This is a genomic window from Seongchinamella sediminis, from assembly GCF_003457605.1.
Classification (GTDB): domain Bacteria; phylum Pseudomonadota; class Gammaproteobacteria; order Pseudomonadales; family Halieaceae; genus Halioglobus; species Halioglobus sediminis.
This window is the reverse complement of record NZ_QRAN01000002.1, coordinates 277,647-290,749: the sequence shown is the minus strand read 5'-3', so window position 1 is coordinate 290,749 and position 13,103 is coordinate 277,647. Positions and strand designations below refer to the sequence as shown.

Sequence of the window (13,103 nt, the reverse complement as noted above, 5' to 3'; positions counted from 1 at the left end):
ACAACCGTTATGCGCATCGCAATACCCAGGGAGACACATCCGGGAGAGAACCGGGTGCCCATTACGCCAGACGTGGCCAGGAAACTGGTCCGCATGGGCGCCGATCTGGTCATTGAGGCCGGCATGGGAATCGGTTCCGGTTTCGCCGACAGTGCCTATGCTGACGCTGGCGCCACTATTTCCACTGACCGCAAGGAGCTGTTTGCCAGCGCCGACATGCTGCTGCGACTGCGCAAGCCGGCGCTGGATGAAATCGCCCTGATGAAGCGCGGCGCCATCCACATCAGCTACCTCGATCCTTTTAACGAGCACGAGCTGGTCAAAGCGTTCAGGGATGCCGGCATCACCTCCATTTCCATGGAAATGATCCCCCGCACCACCCGCAGCCAGAAAATGGATGCCTTGAGCTCCCAGGCCAACCTGGCGGGATACCAGATGGTGATCGAGGCGGCCATGGCCCTGCCGCGAATCTTCCCGATGATGATGACGCCGGCCGGCACCCTGAAACCGGCCAACGTGTTCGTGATCGGCGCCGGTGTCGCCGGCCTGCAGGCCATCGCCACCGCCAAACGCCTCGGCGCCAAGGTTACCGCCTTTGACACCCGCCCGGTGGTCGCCGAGCAGGTGCAATCCCTGGGCGCCAAATTCCTCGAGATCGACCTCGGTGAAACCGGCGAAACCGCCGGCGGTTATGCCAAGGAGCTGACCCCGGAGCAGGTTGCAATCCAGCGCCAGGCGCAGAAAGACGTGATTGCCAAATCGGATGTGGTAATTACCACCGCCCAGGTGTTTGGCCGCAAGCCGCCGGTACTGGTGACCAAGGACATGATTGAGGGCATGGCACCCGGATCGGTCATCGTCGACATGGCCGCGGAGACCGGCGGCAACGTCGAAGGCTCGGTGCCGAATGAGACCGTGGAGTGGTCCGGGGTCACCATCATCGGCAAGGGCAACCTGGCCGGTGAGGTAGCTGTCGACGCCAGCCAGATGTATTCCTCCAACCTGTTCAACCTGGTGGAAGACAGCTGGTGCGACGACAAAAAGCTATTCGTGGTGGACTTCGAGGGCGACATACTCCCCGGCTGCATCATCACCCACGGCGGTGATATCACCAATGAAACCATCAAGAATATCGTGGAAGGGGGAGCTTAATCATGATACCCGCAGAAGTATTCCTGACATTTATCCTGATGCTGTCCATCTTCCTGGGCTTTGAATTGATCAACAAGGTACCCGCTACCCTGCACACGCCCCTGATGTCCGGCGCCAACGCGATTTCCGGCATCACGGTGGTGGGCGCCATCAGCCTCGCGGGAACCGGCAACCAGGACCTGGCCAACTGGCTGGGCGCCGGTGCCGTGGCCCTGGCCTCCATTAACGTGGTGGGCGGTTATCTGGTAACCGATCGCATGCTCGCCATGTTCAAGAAGAAGGAGGGCTAAGCCACATGGAGACAATGATTCAATTTGCCTACGTGGTTGCCGGCGGCCTGTTTATTTTCGGCCTGAAGCAGCTGGGTTCGCCGGCGACCGCCCGTCGCGGCAACATGATTTCCTCCACCGGCATGCTGGTGGCCATTGTCGCCGCCCTGCTGGACCAGGGGATCGTCGATTACCAGTGGATCGTCATTGGCATTGTCGTCGGTGGTGCTATCGGTGCCGCCGCGGCACGGATGGTGCAAATGACGTCGATGCCGGAAATGGTGGCACTGTTCAATGGTTTCGGCGGCATGGCTTCGCTACTGGTGGGCTGGGCCGCATTTTCGCCGGAGGCCGGTACGTTCACCCTGGTGACCATTATTTTGTCCATCCTGATCGGCGGCCTGACCTTTACCGGTTCGCTGGTCGCCTACGGCAAACTCTCCGAGACCATTGGCTCCGGAGCGGTATTGTTCAGTGGCCAGCAAGTGGTGAACAGCCTGATCGTGATGGGCATTCTCGGCGGTGCGGTGATGTTCTGCCTGGATCCCAGCAACCTGACCTGGCTGTTCGTGGTTATCGGCCTGTCGCTGGTGTTTGGCATCATGGCGGTTATTCCCATTGGCGGTGCTGACATGCCGGTGGTGATCTCCCTGTTGAACTCCTACTCCGGTCTGGCGGCCTGCGCTGCCGGCTTTGCGGTAGACAACAACATCCTGATCGTGGCGGGCTCCCTGGTGGGCGCCTCGGGTATCATTCTTACCCAGATCATGTGCAAGGCGATGAACCGCTCCCTGTCCAATGTGCTGTTCTCCGGCTTTGGCAGCGGCAAGCAGGACACCACGGAAGTAGAGGGCGAAATCAAGCCGATTTCGGTGGAAGATGCCTTTTACGTGCTGGAAGCGGCCTCCAGCGTGGCCATTATTCCCGGCTACGGTATGGCGGTGGCCCAGGCCCAGCACGTGGTGAAGGAACTGATGGAACTGATGGAAGAAAACGGCGCGGAAGTGAACTTCGGCATCCACCCGGTGGCGGGGCGTATGCCCGGCCACATGAACGTGCTGCTGGCGGAAGCCGATGTGCCCTATGACCAGCTGCTGGAAATGGATGACATCAACCCGCGCATGGAGAATGTCGACGTGGCCATTGTGATCGGTGCCAACGATGTGGTGAACCCGGCAGCCCGCGAGAACGAGGGCAGCCCGATCTATGGTATGCCGGTGATCAACGTGGACCAGGCGCGCACGGTGTTTGTGCTCAAGCGCTCCATGGCCTCCGGCTTCGCCGGCATCGAAAACCCGCTGTTCTACAAGGACAACACGCGGATGCTGTTTGGCGACGCCAAGGAGTCGATTGGCGGCCTGATCCGCGAGTTCAGTTAACGGCGCAAGCGCCTACCAGACGCCGGCCCAGTGCCGGCGTTTTTGTATCTGCAGTCGACTGGTTCAGCAAATTGCCCCGTTCGTGGCTTCCTGCTTTCCATGAGACTGATCAATGTCTCCCGGCACTGGACAGGCTAGGCTGACGTCCTATGCTGGGATCAGCAATTGAGGAGTACCCCCATGGCCGCAGCAACAGAAGCCGCAGCAAAAAAAGCCAGCGCCAGCAAACCGGCGGCGGGCAAGAAAGCCCCCGCGAAGCGCAAGAAAGCCCCCGCAAAGCGCAAGAAAGCGGCCAGCCCGAAGCAGCAGTCCGCCAGCCGTGGCAAGGCGCAGGCGGGTTACAGTCGCCAGGCATGGGAGCAGCCGGCCGCGGAAAAGCCGGCCCCGGGGCCGGAGCAGCCGCTGATGAAAGCGCTGCGCGCGGAGCACCGGCATATCGCCACGGTGATGCAACTGTTTACCGACCAGCTGCAGGCCATCGAGGCCGGCGAGCCGGTGGATGCCCACGTGGTCTACGAGGTCATGGATTACATGGCCAGCTGGCCGGACCGCTACCACCATCCCCGGGAGGACCTGATCTACGGCCGGGTTGCGGAGCTCGACCGCAAGGCCGCGGAGGAAGTTGATGCCCTGCAGCGCGATCACGATGCCACCGCCGGTCGTGGTCAGCAATTGCTCCGGGACATTGAGCGCTGGCGTGAGGGCGAGCTGAAAGGCTCTGCCATCGTCAAGGCCGGGCGCGAGTATGTGGGCCATATGTACGACCACATGAACGTGGAGGAAAAAGTCGTTTTTCCCCACATCGAATCGGTGCTCAGTCTCGATGACTGGCGGGAGCTGGCCGAGGACGACGAGTTGCGGGCGGTATCGGCGCCGGTATTCGGTCCCCGGGTGCAACGGGAGTTTCGCAACCTCGCCCGGCGCCTGCGCCGCGGTGTTCGCCGCCGGGTGGAGCGCGGTGTTGTCCAGGAGTGGGTGGGCATAGAGGCCTTGATAGAGTCGCTGGAAGTGCTGTCCCTGGCCGCTGATACCGCCCGCGAGACCGCTGGCGACCATTTGCGGGTGGCGCTGGATGATTCCCGCGAAATGTTTCGCGAGGCGCCGCTGAGTGCCCCCCTGCGCTGCTCGCTGAACAACGTGAAAGTAGGTTATCGCCTGCTGGGCGATATGCTCGAGATCTCCCGTGAGGTGGTTGATGACCTGGGCCGGGTGAACCGGGAGCGGCGCGAGCGCGGCGCACTGTTTGACGACTGATCAGCCCTGGCTGGCGGCGCTTTTCTCGCGAAACTGCAACCGCGCCAAGCGCTGGTAGAGGGGGCAGCTGGCCAGTAATTCCTGGTGGGTTCCGGTGGCTACCAGTCGGCCCTGATCCAGCACCGCGATGCAGTCGGCATGCTGGATGGTCGACAGGCGATGGGCAATGATCACCGTGGTGCGCTCGTGCATGATCTCTGCCAGCGCCTGTTGCACATGGTATTCGCTGTCACTGTCCAGCGCGCTGGTGGCTTCATCCAGCAGCAAAATCCGGGGGTTATTCAGTATCGCGCGAGCCAGGGCAATCCGCTGGCGCTGGCCGCCGGACAACCTCACCCCCTGCTCTCCCAGATGACTGGCGTAACCCTCGGGAAGCCCGGTGATGAACTCATGGGCGTGGGCGGCGCGGGCGGCGGCCACGATGTCGTCCTCGCTGGCGCCGGGCCTGCCGTAGGCGATGTTGTAGCTGACGTCACCGGTGAACAGGGCCGGCTGTTGTGGCACCAGGGCTATTTGCTGACGCAGCTGTTGCAGCCCCAGGCTGCGAATATCCCTGCCGTCCAGGCTGATGCTGCCGGACTGGGGGTCATAAAAACGCTGCAGGAGTTCAAATACGGTGGACTTGCCGGCGCCTGAGGGTCCCACCAGGGCCAGCGAGCGCCCGGCGGGAATCTGCAGGCTGACGCGATCGAGCGCCGCCACTTCCGGCCGCGTGGGATAGCAAAAGCTCACCTCCTCCAGGGCCAGCGCCGGCTGGCTGCTGCTGTATACTGCGCCCTGCTCTCCCGGGTCGGCAATCAGGCTGCGGGTGTTGAGCAACTCGAGCAGGCGTTCCGCGGCCCCCGCCGCCCGTTGTAATTCCCCCCAGACCTCGGAAATGGTCGCCACGCCCGAGCCGACCATGATGGCGTAAAAGGCGAACGCGCCCAGTTCGCCACCGCTCATTTCGCCGGCAATCACATCCTGTCCGCCAGACCAGATCATTCCCGACATGCCGATAAACATGAGCAGAATAGCGGCGCAGATCAACAGCGCCCGCTGGCGGATCCGGCGGCGGGCAATGGCGAAGGCGCGTTCCACTTCGGTGGCAAACGCCGTGCTTTCAAACTGTTCCCGGGTGTAACTCTGGACCACGCGAATGTGCTGGATCACCTCGCCGGCGTAGCTGCCGACGCTGGCGATACTGTCCTGGCTCTGATTGGACAGGCGCCTGACCCGGCGCCCGAACACCAGGATAGGCAGCAGCACCAGTGGCACCACGACGGCAATGTAAAGGCTCAGTGCGGGATTGGTAATGACCATCATTACCAGCGCCCCCGCCAGGGTCAGGCTGCTGCGCAGGGCCATGCTGAATGAGGAGCCGATGATAGTCTGCAGCAGAGTGGTGTCGGTGGTGAGCCGCGACATGATTTCGCCGGAGCGATTGGTCTCGAAATAGCCCGGGTGCAGCCTGACGATATTGTCGAATACGGCCTTGCGAATGTCCGCACTGACTCGTTCGCCCAGCCAGGACACCAGGTAAAAGCGCAGGAAGGTGCCCAGGGCAATGGCCGCGGCGATGGCCAGCAGCAGGCCAATAGCGGCCCGCAGGTCGGCGCTATCGCCGGCGAACCCCTGGTCGATCAGTACCTGCAAGCCGCGCCCCAGGGAGAGGGTGGCCCCGGCGGTGAACAGGAGTGCCAGGCTGGCCGCCACCAAGCGCAGCTTGTAGGGCCGCAGAAAGCCGAGGATCGGAACCAGGGAACCCAGGGCCCCCGCCGGGCTGCTCATGACACTGCGCTGGCCGGTTCCCGGGGCGCGTCGAGGTTGAGCCGGGCTGGGCCGGTGAAGCGGACCCCGGCACGCTCGGCTATGTCGAGCAGGCCCAGGTTGAGGGCCTCGGCCACCGCCAGGTACTCCTGGAAATCGAGCGTATCCACGCCGGCGTCGAGGCGCAGGATGGCGTTGGCATCGACGATGGTTTCAAAGCGCACGCTGATGGTTTCGTCCATCACCTTGTTCTGCTGCTGCAGCATTTCCCGTACCTCTGCCAGCACCTGCTGCATCTGCGCCGAGCCCGGGACTTCCATCTGGTAGCGCTTGAAAAAGCGAATGCGGTCCCGTTGCGAGAAATTCTCGATCTCCACCGAAGAGAACATGGAGTTGGGGATAACCAGTACCGACCTGTCCAGGGTGCGGATAGTGGTCGAGCGCAGGCCGATTTCCTCGACCACGCCGGTGACATTGCCGAAGCGGCAGAAGTCCCCGGCGCTCACCGGCCGGGCGGTATACAGGGTGATGGCGCCGATGACGTTTTCCAGGGTTTTCTGGGCCGCCAGGGCCACTGCCAGCGAGCCCACCCCCAGGCCGGCGAGGATGGTCGACATGTCGTAGCCCGCCTGCTTCGCCCAGAACAGGGCGATGACCGTTACCATGAGGACCTTGACGATGGTGGTGAATGGCTTCAGCAGGGCCACGTAGTGGGTGTTGCCCGCATACTGCATTTTGCGGATCTGGTAGTCGCGGAGCAGGGACAGCAGCCCCAGGGCGAGCACGGTGAAGGCGATATAGTCGACGCCGGAGGAGTCGAGCAGGATGCGCGCGGTCAGGGACAGGCCCAGCTCGTTGATCAGCGCCCGGGCGAACATGATGTACAGGAAAAACTTCATTGGCCCGTGGAAGAAGCGCTGGATGCCCAGCGGGAAACGGTTGGGAATCAGCAGTGCGATCCGCATCAACAGGTAACTGGCAAGCATGGCCATTGGCCAGGCGATGAGGAAAAACACGATAACGCCGACAACCTGCCAGTTTTCCATGCCGAGGAAATAGAATTCCGGCAGCCACTTGGCAATTTTTACGATGCTGTCGTTATAGCCCAGTTCCTCCCACATGGCGGGAATTTTCGCCACAGTGGCGTTGGACAGTTTCCACACCCGGCCGCCCTTGCCATCGGGAACCCGCTGCAGGTAGATGGGGATTTCCTCCGCCTGCAGCCTGACGCTGCCGATCTGGTCGCGGTAATTGGGCAGGCCATCGTCCAGCCTTCCCTGGGGGTCGTCGCTGATGGAGGTGATGTCGTTGATATTCTGGCGGTTCCAGACATAGGCCAGTGCCCGGATCAGCGCCTCGTCGCTGTACTGGCCTACCGCGTCGTCGATGTAGCGGCGGTCCAGGTGCTCCCCGGCGGTCTCGTAGTCTTTGCGGCGCATTGCATCGCGCAGTCCGAGCATGGTTGCCAGCGGCGTGCTCTGGCCCGCGAGGGCATTTGGGTCGGAGGACGCCTTTTCCTTGACCAGTTCCTCGGCCTTCTGGGCGGTTTCGATCAATTCCCGCGCGGAAACGTCCACGGTTTCCTCGTCCTGGCCCCAGGCCAGAGGAACGAGCAGGGTGAGAGACAGCAGTAATCGGGAGAGGGTGCGCATTGTCTGGCCGGTGCGAGTCGTCGGTCAGACCATGGTAGCGCAAATAAGGCGGGATTCCCTATATGCTGTCGGCCCCGGAGCGGGCGGCGTTTTTTTCCAGGAAGCGGCCGAAAAACACGCCGAACTCGAACAGGATCCACATCGGCACCGCCAGCAGCGACTGGGAGATGATGTCCGGCGGCGTGAGCAGCATGCCGAACACGAAACAGCCGACAATGATGTAGGGGCGCTTCCTCGCCAGGCTGTCGGCGGTGGTCAGCCCGGCCCAGATCATCAGGATTGCCGCGATGGGAATCTCGAAGGCGATGCCAAAGGCGAAAAACAGCTTGAGCACGAAGTTCAGGTAGCTGTTGATGTCGGTCATGATGGTGATGCCCTCGGGACCGACACTGGTAAAAAAGGCGAAAATCAGCGGGAAAACCACGAAATAGGCGAAGGCCGCACCCAGGTAGAACAGGCTGATACTGGAGGCCAGCAGCGGGATGGCGAAGCGCTTTTCATGCCGGTACATGCCCGGGGCGACGAAACTCCAGGCCTGGAACAGGATATAGGGAATGGCGATAAAAATGGCCGCCACCAGGGTGAGCTTGAAAGGCGTCAGGAATGGCGAGGCGACCTCCGTGGCGATCATGGTAGCCCCCGGGGGCAGCATCTCCCGCAGGGGCTCGGAGACGAAGGCATAGATATCGTTGGCAAAGGGGAACAGGCAAATGAATACCACCAGCACCGACAGCAGCGAGCGCAGCAGGCGGTCGCGTAATTCGGTGAGGTGGGCGACCAGCGGCAATGGCTGGTCGTTGGACTCTGGTTCGGTCATTGGCTCTTGTCGTTGCCGGGGGCGGCGTCACCAGCCCTGTCCTCAGGTTCCGACGGATGCTTGGCTTCGTCGACGGTCCTGCGAACCCGATCTTCCAGGTTGGCGGTTTCATCGCGGAGTTGCTGCTCGGTGTTTTTCAGTTCCTGCATGACCGCGTCGTTGTGCAACTCCTGCTGCACTTCGCGCTTGATATCGTTAAAGCCGCGCTTGATACGCCCCAGCCAGGCGCTGCCGGTGCGAATGGCCCCGGGCAGTCGTTCCGGGCCAATCACCAGCAGGCCCACTATCGCGATGATAACGAGTTCAGCGAAACCGATATCAAACATGGCCGTTCATCAGCTAGGGCTTCTTGTCGGCAGGCGTATCGGTACTCTCGTCCTCGGCGGTCGTTTTCTCGGCCGTGGACTCGTCCTCGCCCATGCTCTTGCGGAAGCCCTTTACCGCGCTGCCCAGGTCGGAACCCAGGGTGCGCAGCCGCTTGGTGCCGAACAGCATGATTACAATGGCCAGTATGATCAGCAACTGCCAGACGCTTATTCCACCTATTCCCATGACGTTCTCCGTATCAAGTATGTTTACCCTGTTGCCCGCGGCTCGCTTTTTCTTCCAGCCCGGATATACCGAAGCGTGCCGCCAGGCATGCGCCTATTTCGTCCGGGTCAATGTCCAGGTGTGACAGCATTACCATGCTGTGAAACCAGAGGTCGGCGACTTCGCCAACCAGCGCTTCCCGGCTGCCGCCGGCCTGCAGTTCCTTGGCGGCGATGATGGCCTCCGTCGCCTCCTCCCCCACTTTTTCGAGGATCTTGTTGAGACCTTTCTGGTGGAGGCTGGCGACGTAGGAGGTGTCTGCTTCAGCGCAGGCCTTGCGCTGCTCCAGAATCGCGGCCAGTTGCTGCAGAATATCGTTCATCAGTGCTTGGACCCATACATATCGGCCGGGTTCCTGATCACCCCATCGGTGATCTCCAGCTCGCCGCTGTCGCTGGCCCGGCGGTAGAAACAGCTGCGACGGCCGGTGTGGCAGGCAATCCCGCCCAGCTGTTCGACCTTCAGCAGCACGGCGTCGCCGTCGCAGTCGATGCGCAGTTCCTTGAGTTGCTGCACATTGCCGGATTCCTCGCCCTTGCGCCAGAGGCTCGCGCGCGAGCGCGAATAGTAAACAGCGCGCTGCTCCTGCAGGGTCAGGTCCAGTGACTCCCGGTTCATCCAGGCCATCATCAGTACCTCGCCACTTTGCCAGTCCTGGGCAATCGCCGCCACCAGGCCGGCATCGTTCCACTTGATATCGTTACTCAGACTCATCATCTACTCCGTGCGAGCTGGCTATTATGTCACAGCTCAGGGCTCGCGGGGCCACAGCAGTACCAGGCCGATGCCGGCCAGCAGCCAGCTTACCGGGGGTGCCGCGGACAGTTGTTGCCACGCGCCCGGGAAGGCGCTGAGGGCAGCGGCGCCGCACACCAGTGCCGCCGCGAGCTGGCGCTGGTGACGCCGGGTATCGGTCCTGGCTTCTTCCTGCTGTTGCCGCGCCCGCAGTTGTTGTCGGCTAACGCGCTGTTCCAGTTCGCGGGCGTGTTGCAGGTTGTCCATGACCACGTCCGGCAGCTGTGGCAGCTGCTCCAGCCAGGAGGGGGCGTGACGTTGCAGCCGCCGCAGCATCGACTGGGGCGAGTAGCGATCGGCCACCCATTCCTCCAGGAATGGTTGTGCGGTATCCCACAGGTTGAGGTCGGGATACAGCTGCCGTCCCAGCCCCTCGATGTTGAGCAGGGTCTTCTGCAGCAATACCAGCGAGGGCTGGACCTCCATGTCGAAGCGCCGGGCGGTTTGGAACAGATAGATCAGCAGCTGGCCGAAGGAAATTTCACTGATCGGCCGCTCGAACACGGGTTCGCAGACCGCACGCATGGCGGATTCGAAGTCCTGGACCCGGGTATCGGCGGGGACCCAGCCGCACTCCACATGCAACTGGGCAACCTCGTGGTAGTCGCGGCGGAAAATGGCCAACAGGTTGCGCGCCAGGTAGTACTGGTCGGATTCCGACAGGGCGCCGATAATGGCGCAGTCAACGGCGATGTAGGTGGGGTCCGCCGGGTCACTGGCATCGACGAAAATGTTTCCCGGGTGCATGTCGGCGTGGAAGAAGCTGTCTCGCAGGACCTGGGTAAAGAAGATCTCCACTCCGCGCTCGGCGAGCAGCTTGAGGTCCACATTCCTGGCCCGCAGGGTAGCCATGTCGGTAACCGGGATGCCGCTGATGCGCTCCATGGTGAAGACATTGCGACGGGTATAGTCCCAGTATACCTGGGGTACATATACCAGCTTGCCGTCCTCGAAGTTGCGCCGCAGCTGGGAGGCATTGGCGGCCTCGCGATTGAGGTCCAGTTCGTCGAGAATAATCAGCTCGTAGTCGCGCACCACTTCCACCGGACGCAGGCGCCTGCCGTCGGGCACGTAGCGCTGCACCAGCTTGGCCAGCGAGAACATCAGCGCCAGGTCCTGGCGGATAACCGGCTCGATGTCAGGGCGCACAACCTTGACCACGACCTCCTCGCCGCTGTGCAGGCGCGCGGCGTGTACCTGGGCAACGGAGGCTGAGGCCATGGGACTGGCCTCGAAACTGGCGTAGAGTTCGTTCACCGACTGCCCCAGCGCGGCTTCGATAATGGCGATAGCCTGCTGCTCGGGAAACGGCGGTACCTGGTCCTGCAGCCTGGCCAGTTCGTCGGCAATGTCTTCGGGTAACAAATCCCTGCGGGTAGACAGCATTTGCCCGAACTTGATGAAAACCGGCCCCAGCTCTTCCAGCGCCCGGCGCAGCCGCACGGCCCGGGGGAGTTCGGGGGCACGGTTCAGCCGCCAGGGCGAAAGCCGCAAAGCCCAGCGCACCGGCGGCCGCAGCCTGCTGGTATCTGCGAGTTCATCGAGGCGATAGCGCCCGATGGTGCGGAATATTTTCAGCAGGCGAAGCGCGCGGGACATGTCAGCGCTTTACCGCCTGCTGGCGCAGTTTCCTGCGCAGTCGCGCGGCCCTGGACTCCAGGCGCTCAACGCGCAGGCCGAGCTCCTGCACATCCCGGTAAAAATCTTCCAGTTCCAGCCGCGGCGGGCACAACCTCGCCTCCTCGTGAATGAATTCATCCAGCTGGCGGCTCAAACTCGCCGACGCCTGTTTGCCCCAGTGAAAGCTGTCGCGCAGGAACTGGGCCAGCTGGTGGCCGGCCACATCGCCCAGGGCGCCCACCAGCGGGGCCTCCCAGTCCACATCCAGCCCGGCGATGATGGACTGCAGCTCCAGCAGGGGAGCGCTGTCGCCGTGCAGTTCCAGGGCGCCGTTAATCAGCGCGGCGGCGGGGTCGCGGGCGGTGGCCAGCTCGGCGAAATCCGAGGCCTTGCCGCGGATCGAGGTGGTCACCGGGCCATCGTAAACCCCCATCAAGCTGATCCGCCCGTCTTCCGGCTGCAGGTAGACCTCCACCGCCGGAGCGGTGCAGTGCAGGGCAAAAACGCAGTGGTCCAGCCCCGCCAGCCGGCCCGACCCGGCCGGCGCCAGTTCCAGCGCCCGGTTGAGCGCGGTTTCCGCTGCCGCCAGACCGGCGGTGTGCAGGGTCGGATTGATGACGCCACTCATGGTCAGGCCTTGATGCCCTTGTGCAGGGCGACAATGCCTCCGGTCATGTTATGGAACTCGACCCGGCTGAAGCCGGCGTCTTCCATCATGTCCCTGAGGGTTTCCTGGTCCGGGTGCATACGAATGGACTCGGCGAGGTACTGGTAGCTGTCGGAATCGTTGGCAACCAGCCTGCCCATCAGCGGCAATACGCGGAAAGAATAGGTGTCGTAGGCCTTGCTCAGCAGCTCGTTGCCGGGCTTGGAGAACTCCAGCACCAGCAGGCGTCCGCCAGGCTTGAGCACCCGCAGCATGGAGCGCAGCGCGGTCTCTTTATCGGTAACGTTGCGCAGGCCAAAGGCAATGGTGATGCAGTCGAAGGTTTCGTCGGGGAAGGGCAGGAACTGGGCATCCGCCTGGACGAACTCGATATTGCCGTGGTGGCCGCTGTCGAGCAGCTTGTCCCTGCCCACCATGAGCATAGAGTCGTTGATATCGGCCAGCACCACCCGGCCCTCGGGGCCGACAATGCGCGAAAACTTCGCTGCCAGGTCGCCGGTGCCGCCGGCGATGTCCAGTACCGCATTGCCCTTGCGCACGCCGGACAATTCGATGGTAAAACGCTTCCATATCCGGTGAATACCGCCGGACATCAGGTCGTTCATCAAGTCGTAGCGGGACGCCACGGAGTGGAACACGTCCGCGACCATGCCGGCCTTGGCGTCCTTGTCGACTTCCTTGTAGCCGAAGTGGGTGGTGTCTTTTTCGCTCATGGGACCTCCTGGGAACACGCCATTGTAACGCGATGTGGCCCCCGGGTCAGTGTGGCTACAGGTCGAGTTTCACCACCTGTACATCGGGGTCGCGCTGGGCGCCGGCGGCCCGCATCCTGTCCAGGTAGTCCTGCCAGCGCGCTTCCTGCTCGACACAGAGCTGGTACAGGTAGTCCCAGGAGTACAGGCCGGTATCGTGGCCATCGTCGAACACCAGCTGCAGGGCGTAGTTGCCCACCGGGCGGATGGCGCTGATGGCCACCCTGAGCTTGCCGGTCTGCAGGACTTCCTGTCCCGCCCCGTGGCCCCTGACCTCGGCAGAGGGCGAGTACACCCGCAGGTACTCGCAGCCCAGGCGGTAGCACTCACCGCCGGGATAGGTCAGTTCCAGCTCCCGCGAGCGGGTGTGCAACTGGATATCGGTGGGGATGGGGTCGCTGCTCAC

At 62.7% G+C, this 13,103-nt stretch carries 15 protein-coding genes; 4 read left to right on the top strand and 11 right to left on the bottom strand.

From position 1 onward, the window contains the following. The first annotated feature begins 9 nt into the window (after positions 1-9). From DWB85_RS02865 to DWB85_RS02850, 4 genes are all read left to right on the top strand, one after another. Entirely contained in the window at positions 10-1,152 is a 1,143-nt protein-coding gene (locus tag DWB85_RS02865) for a Re/Si-specific NAD(P)(+) transhydrogenase subunit alpha (protein WP_117952687.1), read from the top strand. A gap of 2 nt (positions 1,153-1,154) precedes the next feature. Further along, on the top strand, positions 1,155-1,442 hold the full coding sequence (locus DWB85_RS02860) for an NAD(P) transhydrogenase subunit alpha part 2 (RefSeq protein ID WP_117952686.1): 288 nt from the start codon (positions 1,155-1,157) through the stop codon (positions 1,440-1,442). Between the two features lie 5 nt (positions 1,443-1,447). Further along, positions 1,448-2,800 (top strand): NAD(P)(+) transhydrogenase (Re/Si-specific) subunit beta, encoded by a 1,353-nt coding sequence (locus tag DWB85_RS02855; RefSeq protein ID WP_117952685.1) that lies wholly within the window; start codon positions 1,448-1,450, stop codon positions 2,798-2,800. Positions 2,801-2,980: 180 nt separating this feature from the next. After that, positions 2,981-4,054, top strand: coding sequence for a hemerythrin domain-containing protein (locus tag DWB85_RS02850; protein WP_239017199.1), 1,074 nt, complete (start codon positions 2,981-2,983; stop codon positions 4,052-4,054). Here the strand turns inward: DWB85_RS02850 and DWB85_RS02845 are convergent, their stop codons facing one another. The 11 genes from DWB85_RS02845 to DWB85_RS02795 are packed head-to-tail and all read right to left on the bottom strand — an operon-like array spanning position 4,055 to position 13,103. Beyond that, positions 4,055-5,824 carry an ABC transporter transmembrane domain-containing protein gene (locus DWB85_RS02845; RefSeq protein WP_117952684.1) on the bottom strand — a complete coding sequence of 590 codons (1,770 nt, stop codon included), beginning with the start codon at positions 5,822-5,824 and terminating at the stop codon, positions 4,055-4,057. Next, positions 5,821-7,455 carry a mechanosensitive ion channel family protein gene (locus tag DWB85_RS02840; RefSeq protein ID WP_117952683.1) on the bottom strand — a complete coding sequence of 545 codons (1,635 nt, stop codon included), beginning with the start codon at positions 7,453-7,455 and terminating at the stop codon, positions 5,821-5,823. The genes DWB85_RS02845 and DWB85_RS02840 overlap by 4 nt, the downstream gene beginning before the upstream one ends. Positions 7,456-7,513: 58 nt before the next feature. Next, positions 7,514-8,272: a twin-arginine translocase subunit TatC gene (gene tatC / locus DWB85_RS02835; protein WP_117952682.1), complete on the bottom strand. Its 759-nt coding sequence runs from the start codon at positions 8,270-8,272 to the stop codon at positions 7,514-7,516. Then, positions 8,269-8,598: a Sec-independent protein translocase protein TatB gene (tatB, locus tag DWB85_RS02830; RefSeq protein WP_117952681.1), complete on the bottom strand. Its 330-nt coding sequence runs from the start codon at positions 8,596-8,598 to the stop codon at positions 8,269-8,271. The genes tatC and tatB overlap by 4 nt, the downstream gene beginning before the upstream one ends. Positions 8,599-8,611: 13 nt before the next feature. Beyond that, entirely contained in the window at positions 8,612-8,824 is a 213-nt protein-coding gene (gene tatA, locus DWB85_RS02825) for a twin-arginine translocase TatA/TatE family subunit (RefSeq protein WP_117952680.1), read from the bottom strand. A gap of 13 nt (positions 8,825-8,837) precedes the next feature. Then, a complete protein-coding gene (locus DWB85_RS02820; protein WP_117952679.1) occupies positions 8,838-9,185 on the bottom strand; it encodes a phosphoribosyl-ATP diphosphatase in 348 nt (115 codons plus the stop codon). Further along, complete coding sequence (hisI, locus tag DWB85_RS02815; protein WP_117952678.1) at positions 9,185-9,577, bottom strand: phosphoribosyl-AMP cyclohydrolase; 393 nt, start codon at positions 9,575-9,577, stop codon at positions 9,185-9,187. The genes DWB85_RS02820 and hisI overlap by 1 nt, the downstream gene beginning before the upstream one ends. Positions 9,578-9,613: 36 nt before the next feature. Further along, entirely contained in the window at positions 9,614-11,257 is a 1,644-nt protein-coding gene (gene ubiB / locus DWB85_RS02810; RefSeq protein ID WP_117952677.1) for a ubiquinone biosynthesis regulatory protein kinase UbiB, read from the bottom strand. Position 11,258: 1 nt separating this feature from the next. Further along, entirely contained in the window at positions 11,259-11,906 is a 648-nt protein-coding gene (locus DWB85_RS02805) for a ubiquinone biosynthesis accessory factor UbiJ (RefSeq protein ID WP_117952676.1), read from the bottom strand. Positions 11,907-11,908: 2 nt separating this feature from the next. Continuing rightward, complete coding sequence (gene ubiE, locus DWB85_RS02800) at positions 11,909-12,658, bottom strand: bifunctional demethylmenaquinone methyltransferase/2-methoxy-6-polyprenyl-1,4-benzoquinol methylase UbiE (protein ID WP_117952675.1); 750 nt, start codon at positions 12,656-12,658, stop codon at positions 11,909-11,911. Positions 12,659-12,713: 55 nt separating this feature from the next. Next, on the bottom strand, positions 12,714-13,103 hold the full coding sequence (locus DWB85_RS02795) for a gamma-butyrobetaine hydroxylase family protein (RefSeq protein ID WP_117952674.1): 390 nt from the start codon (positions 13,101-13,103) through the stop codon (positions 12,714-12,716).

Bases quoted from the DNA above. Each gene is read 5' to 3' on its own strand.
- DWB85_RS02850 (WP_239017199.1), top strand. From the start codon at position 2,981: ATGGCCGCAGCAACAGAAGCCGCAGCAAAAAAAGCCAGCGCCAGCAAA.
- tatB (WP_117952681.1), bottom strand. From the start codon at position 8,598: ATGTTTGATATCGGTTTCGCTGAACTCGTTATCATCGCGATAGTGGGC.
- DWB85_RS02840 (WP_117952683.1), bottom strand. From the start codon at position 7,455: ATGCGCACCCTCTCCCGATTACTGCTGTCTCTCACCCTGCTCGTTCCT.
- DWB85_RS02805 (WP_117952676.1), bottom strand. From the start codon at position 11,906: ATGAGTGGCGTCATCAATCCGACCCTGCACACCGCCGGTCTGGCGGCA.
- ubiB (WP_117952677.1), bottom strand. From the start codon at position 11,257: ATGTCCCGCGCGCTTCGCCTGCTGAAAATATTCCGCACCATCGGGCGC.
- ubiE (WP_117952675.1), bottom strand. From the start codon at position 12,658: ATGAGCGAAAAAGACACCACCCACTTCGGCTACAAGGAAGTCGACAAG.
- DWB85_RS02860 (WP_117952686.1), top strand. From the start codon at position 1,155: ATGATACCCGCAGAAGTATTCCTGACATTTATCCTGATGCTGTCCATC.
- DWB85_RS02855 (WP_117952685.1), top strand. From the start codon at position 1,448: ATGGAGACAATGATTCAATTTGCCTACGTGGTTGCCGGCGGCCTGTTT.
- DWB85_RS02820 (WP_117952679.1), bottom strand. From the start codon at position 9,185: ATGAACGATATTCTGCAGCAACTGGCCGCGATTCTGGAGCAGCGCAAG.
- tatC (WP_117952682.1), bottom strand. From the start codon at position 8,272: ATGACCGAACCAGAGTCCAACGACCAGCCATTGCCGCTGGTCGCCCAC.
- tatA (WP_117952680.1), bottom strand. From the start codon at position 8,824: ATGGGAATAGGTGGAATAAGCGTCTGGCAGTTGCTGATCATACTGGCC.
- hisI (WP_117952678.1), bottom strand. From the start codon at position 9,577: ATGAGTCTGAGTAACGATATCAAGTGGAACGATGCCGGCCTGGTGGCG.
- DWB85_RS02845 (WP_117952684.1), bottom strand. From the start codon at position 5,824: ATGAGCAGCCCGGCGGGGGCCCTGGGTTCCCTGGTTCCGATCCTCGGC.
- DWB85_RS02865 (WP_117952687.1), top strand. From the start codon at position 10: ATGCGCATCGCAATACCCAGGGAGACACATCCGGGAGAGAACCGGGTG.